Annotated in this window: 18 protein-coding genes and 1 pseudogene; 12 read left to right on the plus strand and 7 right to left on the minus strand. The window is 59.1% G+C overall.

Features of this window, described 5'->3' with window-relative positions; translation table 11 throughout:
• Genes arnC through arnF form a run of 6 tightly spaced genes read left to right on the plus strand, consistent with a single transcriptional unit; the run spans position 1 to position 6,238 of the window.
• Positions 1-984 (plus strand): undecaprenyl-phosphate 4-deoxy-4-formamido-L-arabinose transferase, encoded by a 984-nt coding sequence (gene arnC / locus SIK97_RS04100; protein ID WP_004126208.1) that lies wholly within the window; start codon positions 1-3, stop codon positions 982-984.
• A complete protein-coding gene (gene arnA, locus SIK97_RS04105; protein ID WP_046877708.1) occupies positions 981-2,966 on the plus strand; it encodes a bifunctional UDP-4-amino-4-deoxy-L-arabinose formyltransferase/UDP-glucuronic acid oxidase ArnA in 1,986 nt (661 codons plus the stop codon). Before arnC ends, arnA begins: the two co-directional genes overlap by 4 nt.
• The gene (arnD, locus tag SIK97_RS04110; RefSeq protein WP_057173353.1) at positions 2,963-3,865 is read left to right on the plus strand and encodes a 4-deoxy-4-formamido-L-arabinose-phosphoundecaprenol deformylase; all 903 of its coding nucleotides are present in this window, start codon (positions 2,963-2,965) and stop codon (positions 3,863-3,865) included. The genes arnA and arnD overlap by 4 nt, the downstream gene beginning before the upstream one ends.
• The gene (gene arnT, locus SIK97_RS04115) at positions 3,865-5,520 is read left to right on the plus strand and encodes a lipid IV(A) 4-amino-4-deoxy-L-arabinosyltransferase (protein WP_032719969.1); all 1,656 of its coding nucleotides are present in this window, start codon (positions 3,865-3,867) and stop codon (positions 5,518-5,520) included. Before arnD ends, arnT begins: the two co-directional genes overlap by 1 nt.
• The gene (gene arnE / locus SIK97_RS04120) at positions 5,517-5,855 is read left to right on the plus strand and encodes a 4-amino-4-deoxy-L-arabinose-phosphoundecaprenol flippase subunit ArnE (RefSeq protein ID WP_057173352.1); all 339 of its coding nucleotides are present in this window, start codon (positions 5,517-5,519) and stop codon (positions 5,853-5,855) included. The genes arnT and arnE overlap by 4 nt, the downstream gene beginning before the upstream one ends.
• Positions 5,855-6,238 carry a 4-amino-4-deoxy-L-arabinose-phosphoundecaprenol flippase subunit ArnF gene (gene arnF / locus SIK97_RS04125; protein WP_057173351.1) on the plus strand — a complete coding sequence of 128 codons (384 nt, stop codon included), beginning with the start codon at positions 5,855-5,857 and terminating at the stop codon, positions 6,236-6,238. Before arnE ends, arnF begins: the two co-directional genes overlap by 1 nt.
• Here arnF and SIK97_RS04130 read toward each other — a convergent pair.
• Positions 6,235-7,284, minus strand: coding sequence for an AI-2E family transporter (locus SIK97_RS04130; protein WP_009654337.1), 1,050 nt, complete (start codon positions 7,282-7,284; stop codon positions 6,235-6,237). The two genes, arnF and SIK97_RS04130, sit on opposite strands and share 4 nt — an antisense overlap.
• 341 nt (positions 7,285-7,625) lie before the next feature.
• On the opposite strand from SIK97_RS04130, the pseudogene SIK97_RS04135 reads away from it, so the two are divergent.
• Positions 7,626-8,897, plus strand: a pseudogene (locus tag SIK97_RS04135) (MFS transporter); the annotation flags it as partial.
• Here the strand turns inward: SIK97_RS04135 and SIK97_RS04140 are convergent.
• The gene (locus tag SIK97_RS04140) at positions 8,846-9,403 is read right to left on the minus strand and encodes a DcrB family lipoprotein (protein ID WP_004855087.1); all 558 of its coding nucleotides are present in this window, start codon (positions 9,401-9,403) and stop codon (positions 8,846-8,848) included. The pseudogene SIK97_RS04135 and the gene SIK97_RS04140 sit on opposite strands and share 52 nt — an antisense overlap.
• A gap of 73 nt (positions 9,404-9,476) precedes the next feature.
• A complete protein-coding gene (locus SIK97_RS04145; protein WP_025106844.1) occupies positions 9,477-10,142 on the minus strand; it encodes a 7-cyano-7-deazaguanine/7-aminomethyl-7-deazaguanine transporter in 666 nt (221 codons plus the stop codon).
• Positions 10,143-10,308: 166 nt separating this feature from the next.
• On the opposite strand from SIK97_RS04145, the gene tusA reads away from it, so the two are divergent.
• On the plus strand, positions 10,309-10,554 hold the full coding sequence (tusA, locus tag SIK97_RS04150) for a sulfurtransferase TusA (RefSeq protein WP_004106582.1): 246 nt from the start codon (positions 10,309-10,311) through the stop codon (positions 10,552-10,554).
• Between the two features lie 78 nt (positions 10,555-10,632).
• Here tusA and zntA read toward each other — a convergent pair whose 3' ends face one another.
• Both zntA and SIK97_RS04160 read right to left on the minus strand, forming a co-directional pair.
• Complete coding sequence (gene zntA / locus SIK97_RS04155) at positions 10,633-12,837, minus strand: Zn(II)/Cd(II)/Pb(II) translocating P-type ATPase ZntA (RefSeq protein ID WP_032751584.1); 2,205 nt, start codon at positions 12,835-12,837, stop codon at positions 10,633-10,635.
• 78 nt (positions 12,838-12,915) lie between these two features.
• On the minus strand, positions 12,916-13,542 hold the full coding sequence (locus tag SIK97_RS04160) for a lysoplasmalogenase (RefSeq protein ID WP_004855080.1): 627 nt from the start codon (positions 13,540-13,542) through the stop codon (positions 12,916-12,918).
• 142 nt (positions 13,543-13,684) lie between these two features.
• On the opposite strand from SIK97_RS04160, the gene SIK97_RS04165 reads away from it, so the two are divergent.
• The gene (locus SIK97_RS04165; RefSeq protein WP_025106846.1) at positions 13,685-14,044 is read left to right on the plus strand and encodes a DUF2500 domain-containing protein; all 360 of its coding nucleotides are present in this window, start codon (positions 13,685-13,687) and stop codon (positions 14,042-14,044) included.
• Positions 14,045-14,058: 14 nt separating this feature from the next.
• Here SIK97_RS04165 and SIK97_RS04170 read toward each other — a convergent pair whose 3' ends face one another.
• Complete coding sequence (locus SIK97_RS04170; RefSeq protein ID WP_004106574.1) at positions 14,059-14,337, minus strand: DUF1145 family protein; 279 nt, start codon at positions 14,335-14,337, stop codon at positions 14,059-14,061.
• A complete protein-coding gene (rsmD, locus tag SIK97_RS04175) occupies positions 14,327-14,923 on the minus strand; it encodes a 16S rRNA (guanine(966)-N(2))-methyltransferase (RefSeq protein ID WP_014227097.1) in 597 nt (198 codons plus the stop codon). Before rsmD ends, SIK97_RS04170 begins: the two co-directional genes overlap by 11 nt.
• Before the next feature lie 192 nt (positions 14,924-15,115).
• Between rsmD and ftsY the strand changes: the two genes are divergently transcribed.
• Genes ftsY through ftsX form a run of 3 tightly spaced genes read left to right on the plus strand, consistent with a single transcriptional unit; the run spans position 15,116 to position 18,355 of the window.
• Entirely contained in the window at positions 15,116-16,633 is a 1,518-nt protein-coding gene (gene ftsY / locus SIK97_RS04180; protein WP_032751583.1) for a signal recognition particle-docking protein FtsY, read from the plus strand.
• A 2-nt stretch (positions 16,634-16,635) separates the two neighbouring features.
• Complete coding sequence (gene ftsE, locus SIK97_RS04185; protein ID WP_004106557.1) at positions 16,636-17,304, plus strand: cell division ATP-binding protein FtsE; 669 nt, start codon at positions 16,636-16,638, stop codon at positions 17,302-17,304.
• The gene (gene ftsX, locus SIK97_RS04190; RefSeq protein ID WP_025106848.1) at positions 17,297-18,355 is read left to right on the plus strand and encodes a permease-like cell division protein FtsX; all 1,059 of its coding nucleotides are present in this window, start codon (positions 17,297-17,299) and stop codon (positions 18,353-18,355) included. Before ftsE ends, ftsX begins: the two co-directional genes overlap by 8 nt.
• The last annotated feature ends 191 nt before the right edge of the window (positions 18,356-18,546 follow it).

The following is an 18,546-nucleotide window of genomic DNA, read 5'->3' on the forward strand; positions in this document are numbered from 1 at the left end:
ATGTTTAGCTATCCTCCCGTGAAAAAGGTCTCGGTCGTTATTCCTGTGTATAACGAACAGGAGAGCCTGCCGGAGCTTATCCGCCGCACCGACACCGCCTGCGCGACGCTCGGACGGCAATATGAAATTCTGCTGGTCGACGACGGCAGCAGCGACGACTCGGCGCGAATGCTCACCGAAGCCGCCGAGGCCGAAGGCAGCCACGTGGTGGCGGTCCTGTTGAACCGCAACTATGGCCAGCACTCGGCGATTATGGCGGGCTTCAGCCACGTTACCGGTGACCTGATCATTACCCTTGATGCCGACCTGCAAAACCCGCCGGAAGAGATCCCGCGCCTGGTCGAGAAGGCCGACGAGGGCTACGACGTGGTCGGTACCGTGCGCCAGAACCGCCAGGACACCTTCTTCCGTAAAAGCGCCTCGAAGATGATCAACCGCCTGATCCAGCGCACCACCGGTAAAGCGATGGGCGACTATGGCTGCATGCTGCGCGCCTATCGCCGCCATATCATCGACGCGATGCTCAACTGCCATGAGCGCAGTACGTTTATCCCGATTCTGGCGAACACTTTTGCCCGCCGGGCGGTTGAGATCCCGGTGATGCACGCCGAGCGCGAATTCGGCGATTCCAAATACAGCTTTATGCGCCTGATTAACCTGATGTACGACCTGGTGACCTGCCTGACCACCACGCCGCTGCGCCTGCTGAGCCTGTTCGGCAGCGTCATCGCTCTGCTGGGCTTCGCCTTCGGCCTGATGCTGGTGGTGCTGCGTCTGGTGTTTGGTCCCCAGTGGGCGGCGGAAGGGGTGTTCATGCTGTTCGCGGTGCTGTTTATGTTTATCGGCGCCCAGTTCGTCGGGATGGGCCTGCTCGGGGAGTATATCGGCCGCATCTATAACGATGTCCGCGCCCGCCCCCGCTACTTTATTCAACGTGTTGTTCGCCAGCCGGAAACGGCATCTCAAGAGGAAGATCGTTCATGAAAGCCGTAGTCTTCGCTTATCACGATATGGGTTGTGCAGGTATTCAGTCTCTGCTGGATGCCGGTTATGACATCGCCGCTATTTTTACCCATCCGGATAACCCTGGCGAAAACCATTTTTTTGGCTCCGTGGCGCGTATTGCCGCTGAGCAAGGCATCCCGGTATGGGCGCCGGAAGATGTGAATCATCCGCTGTGGATCGAACGTATCCGTGAGATTAAACCGGACGTGCTGTTCTCGTTCTACTACCGCAACCTGCTGTGCGATGACATTTTGAATATTGCGCCGCAGGGGGCTTTTAACCTGCATGGTTCACTGCTGCCAAAATACCGCGGCCGCGCGCCGCTGAACTGGGTGCTGGTGAACGGCGAAAGCGAAACCGGCGTGACGCTGCACCGTATGGTTAACCGCGCCGATGCCGGCAATATCGTGGCGCAGAAAAGCGTCGCGATCGGCGCGGATGACGCGGCGCTGGCGCTGCACCGTAAGCTCTGTTCCGCGGCGTCGGAACTTTTGGCTCAGGCGCTGCCCGCCATCCGCGACGGCAAAACCGAAGAGCGCGCCCAGGATGAAAGCCAGGCGACTTACGTCGGTCGCCGTACGCCGGAAGACGGTCGCCTCGACTGGGAACGCTCGGCCCAGACGCTGCACAACCTCGTCCGTGCGGTCTCCGATCCGTGGCCGGGCGCGTTCGGCTACGCCGGCGCGAACAAGTTTATCGTCTGGAAATCCCGCGTGCGCCACGATCTGGCCGCCGCCAAAGCGGGGACGGTGATCTCCGTTGCGCCGCTGGTGGTCGCCTGCCAGGAAGGGGCGTTAGAAATCGTTACCGGGCAGACCGAGCGCGGCGTTTATATGCAGGGTACGCAGCTGGCGCAGGCGCTTGGCCTGGTTGCCGGCGCGGTGCTGAGCAGCAAACCGGTGGTGGCGATTAAGCGCCGTACCCGCGTGCTGATCCTCGGGGTGAACGGCTTTATCGGCAACCACCTGACCGAGCGTCTGCTGCAGGACGACAACTACGAGATTTACGGCCTGGACATTGGCTCCGACGCTATCAGCCGCTTCCTCGACAACCCGCGCTTCCACTTCGTTGAAGGCGATATCAGCATCCACTCCGAGTGGATCGAGTACCACATTAAGAAGTGCGACGTGGTCCTGCCGCTGGTGGCGATTGCCACGCCAATCGAATATACCCGCAACCCGCTGCGCGTGTTTGAGCTGGATTTCGAAGAGAACCTGAAGATTATCCGCGACTGCGTGAAATACGATAAGCGCATCATCTTCCCGTCGACCTCGGAAGTGTACGGCATGTGCACCGACAATAACTTCGATGAAGATACCTCCAATCTGGTGGTCGGGCCGATTAACAAACAGCGCTGGATCTACTCGGTCTCCAAGCAGCTGCTGGACCGCGTGATCTGGGCCTACGGCGATAAGAACGGCCTGAAGTTTACCCTGTTCCGTCCGTTTAACTGGATGGGGCCGCGCCTCGATAACCTCAACGCCGCGCGCATCGGTAGCTCTCGCGCCATCACCCAGCTGATCCTGAACCTGGTTGAAGGTTCGCCGATCAAGCTGATTGAGGGCGGTAAGCAGAAACGCTGTTTTACCGATATCAGCGACGGTATCGAAGCGCTGTTCCGCATCATTGAGAACAAAGACGGCCGCTGCGACGGGCAGATCATCAACATCGGCAACCCGGATAACGAAGCGAGTATCAAAGAGCTGGCGGAAATGCTGCTGGCCTGCTTTGAACGCCATCCGCTGCGCGACCGCTTCCCGCCGTTTGCCGGGTTCCGCGAAGTGGAAAGCAGCGATTACTACGGTAAAGGCTACCAGGACGTCGAACATCGTAAGCCGAGCATTCGCAACGCGAAGCGCTGCCTGAACTGGGTGCCAACGGTGGAAATGGAAGAGACCGTGGAACACACCCTGGACTTCTTCCTGCGCACGGTTGAGCTGACGGACAGCGGAAAATCATGAAACAGGTCGGCTTACGCATAGATGTCGATACCTTTCGCGGCACGCGGGACGGGGTCCCGCGGCTGCTGGCTCTGCTGAGCCAGCACGGGATTCAGGCAAGCTTCTTTTTCAGCGTCGGGCCGGACAACATGGGGCGCCATATCTGGCGCCTGATAAAACCGAAGTTTCTGTGGAAGATGCTGCGCTCAAAGGCCGCGTCGCTGTACGGCTGGGATATCCTGCTGGCCGGTACCGCCTGGCCAGGGCGCAGGATCGGCGCCGGGAATGAGGACGTTATCCGCGCCGCCGCGCAGGAGCATGAAGTCGGCCTGCACGCCTGGGATCACTATAGCTGGCAGGCGTGGAGCGGCGTCTGGCCGCAGGAAAGGCTGACGCTGGAGGTTGAACGCGGGCTGCTGGAGCTGGAGCGGATTATCGGTCGCCCGGTAACCTGTTCCGCCGTTGCCGGCTGGCGTGCCGATCAGCGGGTGATCAAAGCCAAAGAGGCTTTCGATTTCCTTTATAACAGCGACTGCCGGGGGACCGGGCCTTTTCTGCCGCAGCTGGGGAACGGCGCGCCGGGAACCGTGCAGATCCCGGTAACCTTACCGACCTGGGATGAAGTGGTGGGCAACGCGGTGGATAGTGCGGGCTTCAACCGCTATCTGCTGGACTGCATCCATCGCGACGCGGGGATGCCGGTCTATACCATCCATGCCGAAGTGGAAGGCATCGCCTTCGCGGAGCAGTTTGATGAACTGCTGACCATGGCCGCACAGGAAGAGATCCGGTTTTGCCCGCTAAGCCAGCTGCTGCCCGCCGATTTTAGCGTGCTGCCGCGAGGTAAAGTGGTTCGTGGTGAACTGGCCGGCCGGGAAGGCTGGCTTGGACGTGAACAATTACTCAATTCGGGTGTTTGATGAAAAGCATTCGCTACGGCGCCTCTCTGGTCGCCCTTTTTGTCCTCTACTATTTACTGCCGCTTAACTTCCGCCTGCTCTGGCAGCCTGATGAAACCCGCTACGCGGAGATCAGCCGCGAAATGCTGGCGACCGGCGACTGGGTGGTGCCGCATTTCCTCGGGCTGCGCTACTTTGAAAAGCCCATTGCCGGTTACTGGATCAACAGCATCGGCCAGTGGCTATTCGGCCACAATAATTTTGCCGTCCGCTTTGGGGTGGTGTTTTCCATTACCGTCACCGCTCTGCTGGTTGCCTGGCTGGCATGGCGTCTTTTCCGCGATAAACGCGTCGCGATCCTGTCACCGGCGATCTTCCTGACCGCGCTGCTGGTCTACGGTATCGGCACCTACGCGGTGCTCGACCCGATGATCACCATGTGGATGGCGCTGGCGATGTGCAGCTTCTGGGGCGCGGCGCAGGCCCAAAGCCACGGCGGCAAAATTCTCGGCTATGTTTTACTCGGCGTGGCCTGCGGGATGGGGGTGATGACCAAAGGCTTCCTCGCGCTGGCGGTGCCGGTGGTCGGGGTACTACCGTGGGTGATTGCGCGTAAGCGCTGGCGCGAAGTGTTGACTTACGGCTGGCTGGCGGTGGGCGTCTGCGCGCTGGTGGTGCTGCCGTGGGGTCTTGCCATCGCCAAACGCGAGCCGGACTTCTGGCGCTACTTCTTCTGGGTGGAGCATATCCAGCGTTTCGCGGAAAAAGATGCCCAGCATAAAGCGCCGTTCTGGTACTACATTCCGTTCCTGATTGCCGGCAGCCTGCCGTGGCTGGCGCTGCTGCCGGGTGCGCTCAAGCGCGGCTGGACCGAACGCGATGAGTCGCGCGGTGCGCTCTATTTGCTCGGATGGGTGGCGATGCCGTTCCTGTTCTTCAGCATTGCTAAGGGTAAACTCCCAACCTATATCCTGCCCTGTTTTGCTCCCCTGTCGATTCTGATGGCGCGCTACGCGCTGGACGCGGCGAAGGCGGGGGCGAAGGCGCTGAAAATTAACGGCGCGATCAACCTGGCCTTTGGCCTGATTGGCCTGGTCGCCGTGCTGGTGGTTTCGCCGTGGGGTTTTATGCACAAGCCGGTATGGAGCCATATTGAGCTCTATAAGTGCCTGCTGGCGGCGCTGATATTTGGCTGCTGGGCGCTGATGGGCTGGATGGCGATGAAGGACAACGGCCGCCGCTGGACCCTCGCCGCCTGCTGCCCGCTCGGGCTGGCGCTGCTGGTGGGCTTCGCTATCCCGGATCGGGTGATCGACAGCAAGCAGCCGCAGTTCCTGGTGGATATCGTCAGCGAATCGCTGACCCCGAGCCGCTACGTGTTGACCAATAACGTCGGTATCGCCGGCGGGCTGTCGTGGGAGCTCAAGCGCAGCGATATCATTCTGTTCGACAAGCAGGGCGAGCTGAAGTACGGTCTCTCCTGGCCGGACGCGCAGCACCAGTTTGTCGATCAAGCCCATTTTGCTGACTGGCTAGCGACGCACCGCCAACAGGGCCCCGTCTCGCTGGTTCTGCTGATGGATAAAGGAGAAAGTATGGCTGATTTAGCGCTACCGAAACCGGATAGCTCCTACGAGCTTGGGCGCGTGGTGTATATCCAGTATCTGCCGCAATGAGCGTCTGGATCTGTCTGGTTTTCGCCAGCCTGCTGAGCTGCGCCGGACAGCTGTGCCAGAAACAGGCGACCCGCCCGCCCAAATCCGGGCGGCGCGGGTACCATATCCTTGGCTGGCTGGGGCTCGCGCTGCTCTCTCTCGGCTGCAGCATGCTGCTGTGGCTTAGCGTGCTGCAGTCGATCCCGGTCAGCATCGCCTATCCCATGCTGAGCCTGAACTTCGTCTGGGTGACGCTGGCGGCGTGGGGGATCTGGCGCGAGCCGGTCGCGCGTCGCCACTGGTTTGGCGTGGGACTCATCGTCGTTGGGATCGTTATTCTCGGGAGCCGTATCTGATGGGCTTAATCTGGGCGTTATTCAGCGTCGGCCTGGCGAGCGGCGCGCAGCTGCTGCTGCGCAGCTCGATGGTCGAGCTCCCGCCGCTGACGGAGATATTCACCTTCCTCAACCATCTGCTGCATCTGCGTGCGGGCACGTTTGGCCTGGCGTTCGGGCTTATGGGTTACCTGCTGTCGATGGTCTGCTGGTACTTCGCTCTGCATCAACTGCCGCTGGCGAAAGCCTACGCGCTGCTGAGCCTGAGCTACATCCTGGTATGGGCCGCCGCCATCTGGCTCCCCGGCTGGCATGAACCTTTCCACTGGCAATCGCTGCTGGGCGTGCTGCTGATTGTCGCCGGGGTGCTGACGATCTTCTGGCCGGTGAAGCGGCAGGGCTAGCCCGGTAGCCTGCTTTTGGGGCGCCCGGGCCCGAGCAGGATGGCTAACTTACTGCCGCCCCTGGTGGTCTCCATCCATATTTTACACACGCTGGTTAACGGTACCGACAGCAGCATTCCCACCGGTCCAAGCAGCCATCCCCAGACCAGCAACGAGAGGAAAACCACCAGCGTAGACATGCCCAGCCGGTGGCCCATCATGCGGGGTTCGAGAATATTGCCGATAATCATGTGCACGACTAAAAAGAGTGCGCCGACCAGCAGGCATTCATAATATCCGTTAAAAAGTAACGCCTGGATCATCGGCGGGACGGCGGAAATCACCGAGCCAATGTTAGGCACATAGTTCAGCAGAAAAGCCAGCACGCCCCACATCAGCGCAAACTGCACCCCCATTAGCATCAGCCCTAACCAGATAATCACCCCGGTCCACAGGCTGAGCAGCGTTTTCAGCGCCAGATAATGCGAAACGCCTTTTAACGCCCGATGAAGACCGGCGATGTGGATTTGCGGGTTGTTGAGGGCAAAACGGAGTTTATAGGGCACATGCCGGACTTCAAAAAGCATAAATACCACCGTCATAACCAGCAGAACGACGCTGGCCATGGCGCCGGACAGCCCGGTCATCAGGGTGGTCGTGAACGTCATCAGCTTGTCGGAGTCTATGCGTTGCAGCATACGCTCCGGGGACATATGAATATGCAAAAAGGGCAGCGCCTCCTGCAGCCGCAGGACTTTTGCCGTCAGCTCTTTATTATATTTTGGCATCATGGCGACAAATTCGTTAACCGACGCGGCCAGTACGCCAATTAACGCGGTGAGCACGATCAGCATCACCACCACTACGATAGTAATGGCGACCGGGCGACGCACGCCGCGGCGAATAAACCAGGTGACCAGAGGGTTGAGGACAATGGCGAAGAACAGCGCCAGTAATAGCTGCACGATGATATCTGCCGCGGCGTGAATACCGGCGAGGATAACCACCAGTGACGCCAGTTTGAGCAGAATATGCATGCCCGTTTTATCGGGCTGAGGGGTTGTCATTCACTCTTCCTTTCTATGATTTTCATTAAGAGCCCACTCCATTAGGGCTATTTTACTTGCCATTTTGAACACGGGCAGTGCTCGACAAAATACGAAAGTATTTTGAACGCCCTTCAGGGCGGCCCGGAGGGCGAGCGTAGCGAGTCAATCCTCACGTACTCCGTGTACGCTCCGGTTTCTGTGCGCTGTCCGTGTTCAAACTGCCTGCGACAATAACGCCTGGTGGGATAGGCTCTAAGTGTAGCGGCTGGCTTGCTGCCAGGAATCCTAATCTGGCTGCTGATTTATAACGTGTGGCGTGGTAGAAATGAAACACAGTTGTAAAAATCTGGTGGAACCCGATGCCCGAAACCGTCGCCGAACCGGCGCTTAATGGATTGCGCCTCAATCTGCGGATTGTCTCTGTCGTGATTTTTAACTTTGCCAGCTACCTGACCATTGGCCTGCCGCTGGCGGTATTGCCCGGCTACGTTCATGATGTGATGGGGTTTAGCGCCTTTTGGGCCGGGCTGGTGATTAGCCTCCAGTACTTCGCTACGCTGCTCAGCCGCCCTCACGCCGGGCGCTATGCCGATCTGCTGGGGCCAAAAAAGATCGTCATTTTCGGCCTGTGCGGCTGCTTTCTTAGCGGACTCGGCTATCTGCTGGCGGCGCTCTTCGGCGGCTTGCCCGTGGTTAGCCTGGCGCTGCTGTGCCTTGGCCGGATTATCCTCGGCATCGGGCAGAGCTTCGCGGGAACCGGCTCCACGCTGTGGGGCGTCGGGGTAGTCGGTTCGCTGCATATCGGGCGAGTTATCTCCTGGAACGGCATTGTCACCTACGGAGCGATGGCGATGGGCGCGCCGCTCGGCGTGCTCTGTTACTCGCTGATTGGCCTGCACGGGCTGGCGTTGACCATTATGGCGGTCGCGCTGGTGGCCGTGCTGTGCGCGTTGCCGCGGGCGGCGGTCAAAGCGGGCAAGGGTAAAGCGATGTCGTTTCGCGCGGTGCTGGGGCGCGTCTGGCTCTACGGCATGGCGCTGGCGCTGGCTTCGGCGGGTTTTGGCGTTATCGCCACCTTTATCACTCTGTTTTATGATGCTAAAGGCTGGGACGGCGCGGCCTTCGCCCTGACGCTGTTTAGCTGCGCCTTTGTCGGCACCCGGCTGCTGTTCCCCAACGGAATTAACCGCCTCGGCGGGCTGAACGTGGCGATGCTCTGTTTTGTCGTCGAAATTATTGGGCTGCTGTTAGTGGGCCTGGCGGAGACGCCGCTGATGGCGAAAATCGGCACTTTCTTTGCCGGAGCCGGTTTTTCGCTGGTGTTCCCGGCGCTTGGCGTGGTGGCGGTGAAGGCCGTACCGCAGCAGAACCAGGGGTCGGCGCTGGCAACCTACACGGTATTTATGGATCTCTCGCTGGGGATCACCGGTCCGCTTGCCGGGCTGCTGATGGCGTGGGCGGGCATTTCATCGATCTATCTGGCGACGGCGGGGCTGGTTGCGGTGGCGCTGCTGCTGGGATGGCGGTTAAAAAACGGCCCCCGGTCGGTGAACCGGAGGCCGCGGCGTCAGGCCAGTAGTTACTGGATGACGAGGGTGTTGATAATGTTTTCCGCTTCGGTCTGCGCCTGCTGCTGGTTATCCGCTGGCAATGTGATTTGCAGCGTCAGCAGTTTGTCATCAACCTTGCCGAGAAGGACGGAAGACCAGGCGGTCTGACCCTTGGCGGAGATGATGCTGTCCAGCTGTTGCAGCGTGTGGCCTTTGATCTCAATGGATTTATTGCTCACGACCTGCAGCTGCGGGTCGCGGCTGCGCTGCTGCTCTTCCAGACGCTGGCTCATCACCGCCAGCTCCTCGTTGGTATTGTCACCCACAATCACGATCACCGCTTTCTGGCCGGTGGCATCAGAATAGACGTGCATATTGTTGGCCTGGGTGCCCAGCTTGCCGCTCTGGTCGGTCATACCGGCTGGCAGGGAGAAGCTCAGTTTGCCATCCAGCAGACTAATAGGTTGCCCGCTGGCGTTGCTTTCCGCAGCAGCCCCGGCAGTCGGCGTTTTTGTATCGCTGTTATCACAGGCCGCAAGACCCACAACCAGCAGGCCAATACCGACATATTTAACCAAATTGCGCATTGACATCTTCCTTTCGATAAACGGCCATTAACGGCTCATTCGCTTATCTTATCACATCGTTTCGTGAGTACTCTTAACCTGGCTGCAATGCGGATAAATCAGATTTATCTGCCAGTTTTTTCAGCAGCATATTCAACAACATGCCGTACATCGGCAGGAAGAATACGATGCTAATCAGCACCTTGAAGCAGTAGTCGACGATGGCGATTTCGCCCCAGTGCGCCGCCATAAACGGGTCCGGGCTGCGCCAGAAGGCGATAAAGAAGAAGGCCAGCGTATCGCTGACGTTACCAAAAAGGGTGGATGCCGTGGGCGCCAGCCACCAGCGGCGGTTTTGACGCAGGCGGTTAAAGACGTGGACGTCGAGGATTTGCCCCAGCGCGTAGGCCATAAAGCTGGCGGCGGCGATACGGGCGACAAACAGGTTAAAGCTGGTTAATGCGGCAAACCCCTGCCACTCGCCCATATAGAACAGCGCGGAAACCCCGTAGGAGATAACCAGCGCCGGGATCATGACCGCGAGGATAATGCGTCGCGCCAGCGGAGCGCCGAAAATCCGCACCGTCAGGTCGGTGGCGAGGAAAATAAACGGAAAGCTGAATGCGCCCCAGGTGGTATGAAAACCAAAGATGGAGATCGGCAGCTGCACCAGATAGTTACTGGAAGTGATGACCAGCAGATGGAAAAGCGATAGCCAGATCAGCGCTTTTTTACGCTGTACGGTAGTAAACGGACTCATATTGTGACCTTTTTAGTGGTTGGGGTGAGGGAACCCAATAAAAACGGCTGCATGATACTGCGTTGCGAGCGTATTGCAATGGTTGTTTTTCGCGCAAACGTTAACCTGGCTTGCGTACTGGCGAACTGGGGGTAAACTAGGGCCGTTTTGTTAATGTGAGATGAAAATGAGCGAACTTTTCTCCAGCCCTGACCATACGCTTGATGCGCAGGGGCTTCGTTGCCCGGAACCGGTGATGATGGTGCGCAAGACCGTGCGCACGATGCCGGTGGGCGAGACGCTGCTAATCGTGGCCGACGATCCGGCGACGACCCGCGATATTCCCGGTTTCTGCCGCTTTATGGAGCATGAGCTGCTGGCGCAGGAAACCGAGGCGCTGCCGTACCGCTATCTGATCCGTAAAAGCCACTGATCCAGGCTACAAAAAACCAGACCGCACGAACCTGTAGCCCGGGCAAGGCGCGTCAAGCGCCGCCCCCGGGTATTGTCCCTACTTCTTACGTAACAGCCGCAGCGCGTTAGCGGTGACCAGCACCGTCGCCCCGGTATCCGCCAGCACCGCCAGCCACAGGCCGGTGAGGCCGAGCAGGGTGGTGACGAGGAAAATCCCCTTCAGACCCAGCGCGATAGCGATATTCTGCCGGATATTGGCGTGAGTGGCGCGCGCCAGCGAAATCATCTGCGCCAGTCCGGTGAGACGGTTATGCGTCAATGCCGCATCGGCGGTCTCCAGAGCGACGTCGGTGCCGCTGCCCATCGCGATGCCAATGGTCGCCGCTTTCATCGCCGGCGCGTCGTTGATCCCGTCGCCGACCATGGCCAGCGGAGACTCGGTGTTGAGCGCCATCACCGCCTGCACTTTATCCGCAGGCAGCAGCCCGGCGCGGAACGCCAGCCCCAGTTCGCTGGCGATAGCCGCCGCCGCGCGCGGATTGTCGCCGGTCAGTATGATTCCCTGAACGCCTAACTGATGGAGTTCATCCACCGCCTGGCGAGCATCATCGCGTAGCGTATCGCGCAGCGCCACAATCCCCAGCAGCGCCTCATCGCGCATCACCAGCACCACGGTTTGCCCCGCGCTCTCCAACTGCTGAATAGGTTCATCGTACTGTGGATCGCGATTTTTACCCGCGGCGCAAATCAGCACCTGACGTCCTTCAACCTGCGCCTCAATGCCGGATCCGGCCAGCGCGCGCTGGCCGCTTGCCGGTGGAATGACCAGCTGGCGCTGCTCCGCCTCACGTACGACGGCCTGGGCTAACGGGTGGCTGGAGCCTTGCTCCACGGCGGCCGCCAGCGCCAGCAGATCGTTTTCGCCGATGTCTGCGGTCGTCATCACCGCGGTGACGCGCGGCTGGCCGATGGTCAGGGTGCCGGTTTTATCAAACGCCACCTGGCGCACGCGGCCCAGTTGCTCCAGGGCCGCGCCGCCTTTAATCAGCGCGCCGCGACGCGCCGCCACCGCCAGCCCGGAGGTAATCGCCGCCGGGGTTGAGATCACCAGCGCGCACGGACAGCCAATCAGCAGCAGCGTTAAACCTTTATAGATCCACGGCAGCCATGCGCCCGCAAACAGTAGCGGCGGAACAATGGCCACCAGCAGCGCGACGACCATAATCGCCGGGGTATAGATGCGGCTAAAGCGATCGATAAAGCGCTCAATCGGCGCGCGGCGCTCTTCCGCTTCTTCAATCAGCTTAAGGATGCGATCGATAGCGCTGTCGCCCGGTTCGGAGATCACCGTCAGTTGTACCAGACGATCGACGCTGGTCGCGCCGGCCGCCACGCGTTCCCCGGCGTTACGCTCCACCGGTACGGATTCACCGGTTAGCGCGCTCTCATCGAAGCTGGCGAAGGGCGAGAGCAACTGACCATCGGCGGGCAGGCGGCCTCCGGCGGCGACTTCAATCACGTCGCCGGGACGCAGGTCGCGCTGGGCTACGGTTTCACGCACGCCGTCGCGCACGCGGATTGCCGTGTCGGGTTTCAGCGCCATCAAGGCGCTGACGCCTTGCCGCGCGCGGCTGGCGGCCCAGCCCTCAAGACGTTCGCCGATTAAGAACAGCAGCAGGACCATCGCCGCTTCGGCGGTGGCGCCGATAAACAGCGCGCCGATGGCTGCGACGCTCATCAGGGTTTCAATGGCGAACCAGCTTCCGCTTTTGATCAGGCGTATTGCTTGCCGGGCGACCGGCCACAGGCCTACCAGCGTAGTTGCGATGAAGGCGATTTCGCCCAGAGGCGGGCTGAACTGCTCCAGCCCCCAGCTGAGCGCCATCATGGCGACGAGGGTGAGGAGCGGCAGATTCTCGCGCAGCCACGAGGTGGGCTCCTCTGCCCGTGGCGCGTTTTCATCACGCAGCTGATAGCCCGCGGCGCGCACGGCGCTTTCGATCTGCGGGCGGACATTGCCCTCGGCGTTGACCAGCAGCTTTTCGGTGGCGAACAGTACCTGCACCTGGCTGACCCCCGGCACCTGGCGAACGGCGGTTTCGACCTTGCGGGCGCAGGCCGCGCAGTCCATGCCTTCTACCAGCCAGCTAAAGCGCGCGTGACTCAGCGCATCGTTTTCAGCGGCGGTTTCGCTGCTGCAGGCGTGGTCCGCGCAGCAGTTTTCAGAAGGCTGCGCGGCGGGGGTAAATTTTAACGATGAGAAGTGTGGGACTTTTTTATCCTGCGATTCTGGAGCCGACATAGGACCCTCCGGGTAATGATAATTTTCTCATTACCCGCAGGATACACTCTGGAGTCGACTCCAGAGTCAAGCGCTTAATTACAAATAGAGCGCGCGGACGATCAGGAAGTGCCCGGCGAAGTAAAATGCCGAGGAGATCGCGTTGTCAGCGCGGAAGCGGCGGCGATAATGGCTGATGAGCCAGACCGCGTTGCCGAGCAGCAGGGATGCAGCGCCAGCGAAGCCGGACAGGGCGGTATCCGTCGGGCGGGCGAACCACAGCTCCCCGGCCAGCCAGACCATCACCAGCGTCATCGCGATAAAGGTAAACACCGGCATCCGCATCTCTTCCAGACGCGTCCAGATAATCGCCAGCAGCAGCGCGCCGAGGATCAGCAGCACCAGCGGCAGCGGCCAGAAGAAAGATAGCGTCAGCTGGCTGGCAAACCAGATGGTGTAGAGCAGATGCGAGAGAAAGAACGCCCCCACGGCGTACATTACCCGCTGCCGCGGCAGCAGGGTCAGCGCATCGCCGACCAGCGAGGCGCAAAGCCCGGCCAGCACCAGATAGCTGATGGCGTTAAACATCGGCGCTTGCCAGGCCAGTAACAGAAGCAGGATCAGCGTGACGGGTTTAAACACCCAGCGACGCCAGGCAGGCCCACGATAGGACGCATCGACGTAAAGCCATGCGGAGAAACAGACAGCAATAAATGACCAAAGCATAGTAAGTCCCTGTATCTGTTATCATTACGTAAGTGATTGTACTTACAGTACTGAATCTCAGTGTAGTGGTTTGCAGAGGAAGATGACAATGATAATCAAGCCACAGTATGCTTATTCCTGATAATTCCTGGGGGCAAGGTGAATGAGTAAAGTTCCGCTGTTTTTTATGGTTGCCGTTGCCATCATTGCGATTGCCGCGTCGTATCGCTATGTGCAGCAGCGTCGGGAAAAAATGGATAACGATGCCGCGCCGCTGTTGCAAAAACGGGTGGTGGTGAGCAATAAGCGGGAGAAGGTGATTAACGATCGCCGTTCGCGCCAGCAGACGGTGGCGCCTGCCGGTAGCGAAATGCGTTATGAAGCAAGCTTCAGGCCGGAAAGCGGCGGGCTGGAAGTGGTTTTTCGTCTGCAGGCGCCGCAGTATCATGCGCTAAGCGTCGGCGATAAGGGCGTCCTGAGCTATAAAGGTTCGCGGTTTATGGGCTTTACGCCAGACCCCTGAACCTTTTCCTGGCATTACTTCTTCTTCAGGGTCGCCTTGAGCTTTTTCTGCCAGGCGACCAGTTCGAACACGCCGAAGATGAAAATACGAATCTGCTCGAAGCGCCCCAGCGGCGGCATCTCTTTCGTCTGCGTCGCCTTGAGCAGCGTCAGCTGCAGGCCGTGCATCAGAATCATAAAGATCAGCGCCACGTTAACGAAGATGTTCAGCGGTTTTGGGAACGGTTGAAACAGGTTCAGCAATAAAAACGCCCACACGCACAGCATCAGCAAGCGGCCAAAATTAATCAGCATGGTTTTCTCCTTGGGCCTCACGTTGATAGAGACGGTAGGCGACCTGTCCGGCCACTTTTTCACGATAGACGTGCCAGTTCATCGGCACCGGCGGTAAACCGTTTTCGACTTCACTCTCAATGTAGACAAGCGCTTCATCGCTAAGCCAGCCGTTGTTTTCCAGCAGCTTTAGCGTCTCTTCAAGCAGTCCTTTACGAAACGGGGGATCGACAAACACGATGTGATGCGGCGTGCCCGCCTGAGCAAGAAACGCTAAAGTATTGGTATTGACCACCTTAGCGTTGCTGGCTTTGAGGGTCGCCAGATTTTTTTGCAACTGCTGCGCGACGCCGCGTTCCATTTCCAGCAGCGTGGCGCTGGCCGCATAGCGGGAGAGGGCTTCAAGGCCCAGCGCGCCGCTGCCGGCGAAGCAGTCGAGGCAGTTCGCGTCAACGATCGACGGCGCCAGCCAGTTAAATAGCGTTTCGCGCACCCGGTCGGTGGTCGGGCGCAGACCCGGGCTCTCCGGCACCGGGAGTTTACGGCCCCGCCATTGCCCGCCGATAATACGGATCTGGCCGCTGCCCGCGTGGTTTGGTTTCTTCATCTCTTTGCTCAAGTCTCAACTTCCGGGCTGCTATTCTAACGATCGGCGGCGGTTGACGAAACCTTAATCCGGGGGCGGTGATGCGAGTTAAGTTAAGTGGTAGACTATCCGACTAATTTCATCATTTTTCAGCTTCCGCTACCTACTGGCCGAAGCTGTGCCATGAATTAACAGCGAGGAGTGTAGTCGCAAATGGCGAAAGACAAAAAACGTGGCTTCTTTTCCTGGCTGGGCTTTGGTCAAAAAGAACAGGCGCAGGAAAGCGAAACAGAACAAAAAGTAGAAGCCCAGCAAGAGGTTGAAGAACCGGCTCAGGAAAGCGAAGCGCCTGCGGTTGCGCCGGAAACGGTCGACGCCACTGCGACAGAGAAACAGGATGCCGAAGCCTTTGCCGCCGAGGTGGTTGAGGTGACCGAGCAGGTTGTGGAGAGCGAACAGCCGCAGGCGGTTGTCGACTCCCCGGCGGTTGAGGAGATAGCGGAGCAGCCCGCGGTTGAAGAGACGGTCGCTGCGCCGCTGGTGGAAGAGGTCATCGCCGAGCCGGTAGTGGCTGAAGCCGTCGCTGAACAGACGCCGGAAGAGGTCATTACCGAACCGGAAACGGCAGTTATTGAAGAAACCGCCGTTGACCAGCCGGAACCAGACGAAACGGTAGAAGAGGCTGAGGCCGATATCACCGATGAAGAGCTGGAAGCACAGGCTCTGGCGGTGGCCGATGCGGCAGAAAACGCCGTTGAAGTGGTGCCGGACGAAACAGTCGTGACGCCGTTAGAGCAGGAAAAACCGACCAAAGAAGGTTTCTTCGCCCGCCTCAAACGCAGCCTGGTAAAAACCAAACAGAACCTCGGTTCCGGATTTATCAGTCTGTTCCGCGGTAAGAAAATCGACGATGATCTGTTTGAAGAGCTGGAAGAGCAGCTGCTGATTGCCGATGTCGGCGTGGAAACCACGCGTAAGATCATCACGCGTCTTACCAACGACGCCAGCCGCAAGCAGCTGCGCGACGCCGAGGCGCTGTACGGCCTGCTGAAAGAAGAGATGGGCGATATTCTGGCGAAAGTGGATGAGCCGCTGAACGTAGAAGGCAAAACGCCGTTTGTGATTCTGATGGTCGGCGTCAACGGCGTCGGTAAAACCACCACCATCGGCAAGCTGGCGCGTCAGTTCGAGCAGCAGGGCAAGTCGGTGATGCTGGCGGCGGGGGATACTTTCCGCGCGGCGGCGGTTGAGCAGCTCCAGGTTTGGGGGCAGCGCAACAATATTCCGGTGATTGCCCAGCACACCGGCGCGGATTCGGCATCGGTCATTTTCGACGCCATCCAGGCGGCGAAGGCGCGCAATATTGACGTCCTGATTGCCGATACCGCGGGTCGTCTGCAGAATAAATCGCACCTGATGGAAGAGCTGAAGAAGATTGTCCGCGTCATGAAAAAACTCGATGTCGATGCGCCGCATGAAGTTATGCTGACCATTGACGCCAGCACCGGGCAGAACGCGATTAGCCAGGCCAAACTGTTCCATGAGGCGGTTGGACTGACCGGTATTACCTTGACTAAGCTGGATGGGACCGCCAAGGGCGGGGTTATCTTCTCGGTTGCCGATCAGTTCGGTATTCCGATTCGCTACATCGGTGTTGGCGAACGTATTGAAGATCTGCGTCCGTTTAATGCGGGCGACTTTATTGAGGCACTTTTTGCCCGAGAGGATTAAAAATGATTCGCTTTGAACAAGTCAGCAAAGCCTATCTCGGTGGGAGACAAGCGCTGCAGGGGGTGACGTTCCACCTGCAGGCGGGCGAGATGGCGTTTCTGACCGGCCATTCCGGCGCGGGGAAAAGTACCCTGCTGAAGCTTATCTGCGGTATCGAACGGCCCAGCGCCGGCAAAATCCTTTTCGGCGGCCATGATATTAGCCGCCTGAAAAGCCGCGAGGTGCCGTTTTTGCGCCGTCAGATTGGCATGATTTTCCAGGACCACCATCTGCTGATGGACCGAACCGTTTACGATAATGTAGCGATCCCGCTGATTATCGCCGGCGCCAGCGGGGATGATATCCGTCGTCGCGTCTCGGCGGCGCTGGATAAAGTCGGGCTGCTGGACAAAGCGAAAAACCTGCCGATTCAGCTTTCAGGCGGGGAACAACAGCGCGTGGGCATCGCCCGCGCGGTGGTGAACAAACCTGCGGTCCTGCTGGCGGATGAACCGACAGGTAACCTCGACGAGGCGCTGTCGGAAGGGATCTTACGTCTGTTTGAAGAGTTTAACCGCGTTGGGGTGACGGTGCTGATGGCGACGCATGACCTGGGGCTTATCTCCAGTCGTCCGTACCGCGTCCTGTCCCTCAGCGAGGGGCATATGCATGGAGGCCACATCGGTGAATAAGCGCGAGGCAATGAACCACATTCGCCGATTCGGCAATCGATTCGACCGTTTCCGCAATGCGGGCGGAGCGGGCGGTAGCGGCGGGCGCAATGCGTCGAAGCGGCCAAAAGCGGCGCCGAATCCGGCTTCCCGCAAGAGCAACGTATTCAATGAACAGGTGCGCTACGCCTGGCACGGCGCGGTACAGGATCTGAAAAGCACGCCGCTGGCGACGTTTCTGACGGTGATGGTGATCGCCATTTCGTTGACCCTGCCAAGCGTGTGCTACATGGTCTACAAAAACGTCAGCACCGCGGCGTCGCAGTATTATCCCACGCCGCAAATCACCGTTTATCTGGAAAAAACGCTGGATGACGACGCCGCTGCTCGGGTAGTCGGCCAGCTGCAGGCGGAGCAGGGCGTCGAGAAGGTTAACTATCTGTCGCGCGATGAAGCCCTTGGCGAATTCCGCAACTGGTCAGGCTTCGGCGGCGCGCTGGATATGCTGGAAGAGAACCCGCTGCCGGCGGTGGCGATCGTGGTGCCGAAGATTGATTTCCAGAGCGTTGAAGCGCTGAACACGCTGCGCGACCGCGTGAGCCACGTGCAGGGCGTTGATGAAGTGCGTATGGATGACAGCTGGTTTGCGCGGCTCTCGTCGCTGACCGGGCTGGTCGGACGCGTTTCGGCGATGATCGGCGTACTGATGGTGGCGGCGGTCTTCCTGGTGATCGGCAACAGCGTGCGTCTGAGCATCTTCGCCCGCCGCGATACCATTAACGTGCAGAAACTGATTGGCGCGACCGACGGCTTTATTCTGCGTCCGTTCCTTTACGGTGGGGCGCTGCTGGGGTTCTCCGGCGCGTTTCTGTCGCTGATCCTGTCGGAAATTATGGTCATGCGCCTGTCGTCGGCGGTCACCGAAGTGGCGAAAGTCTTCGGCACGCAGTTTGAACTCAGCGGCTTAGGCTTTGACGAGTGCCTGCTGATGCTGATTGTTTGCTCGATGATTGGCTGGGTCGCCGCCTGGCTGGCAACCGTTCAACATTTACGTCACTTTACTCCCGAGTAGTAAAAATCTGGTATAATCTTTCCCTGCACTGAATATCTCTCTGCAGGGAAAGAGTCCCTGTCGACGCTTCCCTAAACTTCATAACCATGTCACATTTTGTGCGTAATCTATTCACATCATTGCATGGAACTTGTGGATAAAATCACTGTCTGATACTAATGTGAGTGATATTCTCGTTGCTCATCAATGCT

It is taken from the genome of Klebsiella sp. JN_Kp126 (assembly GCF_033843325.1).
Lineage (GTDB): Bacteria > Pseudomonadota > Gammaproteobacteria > Enterobacterales > Enterobacteriaceae > Klebsiella > Klebsiella michiganensis.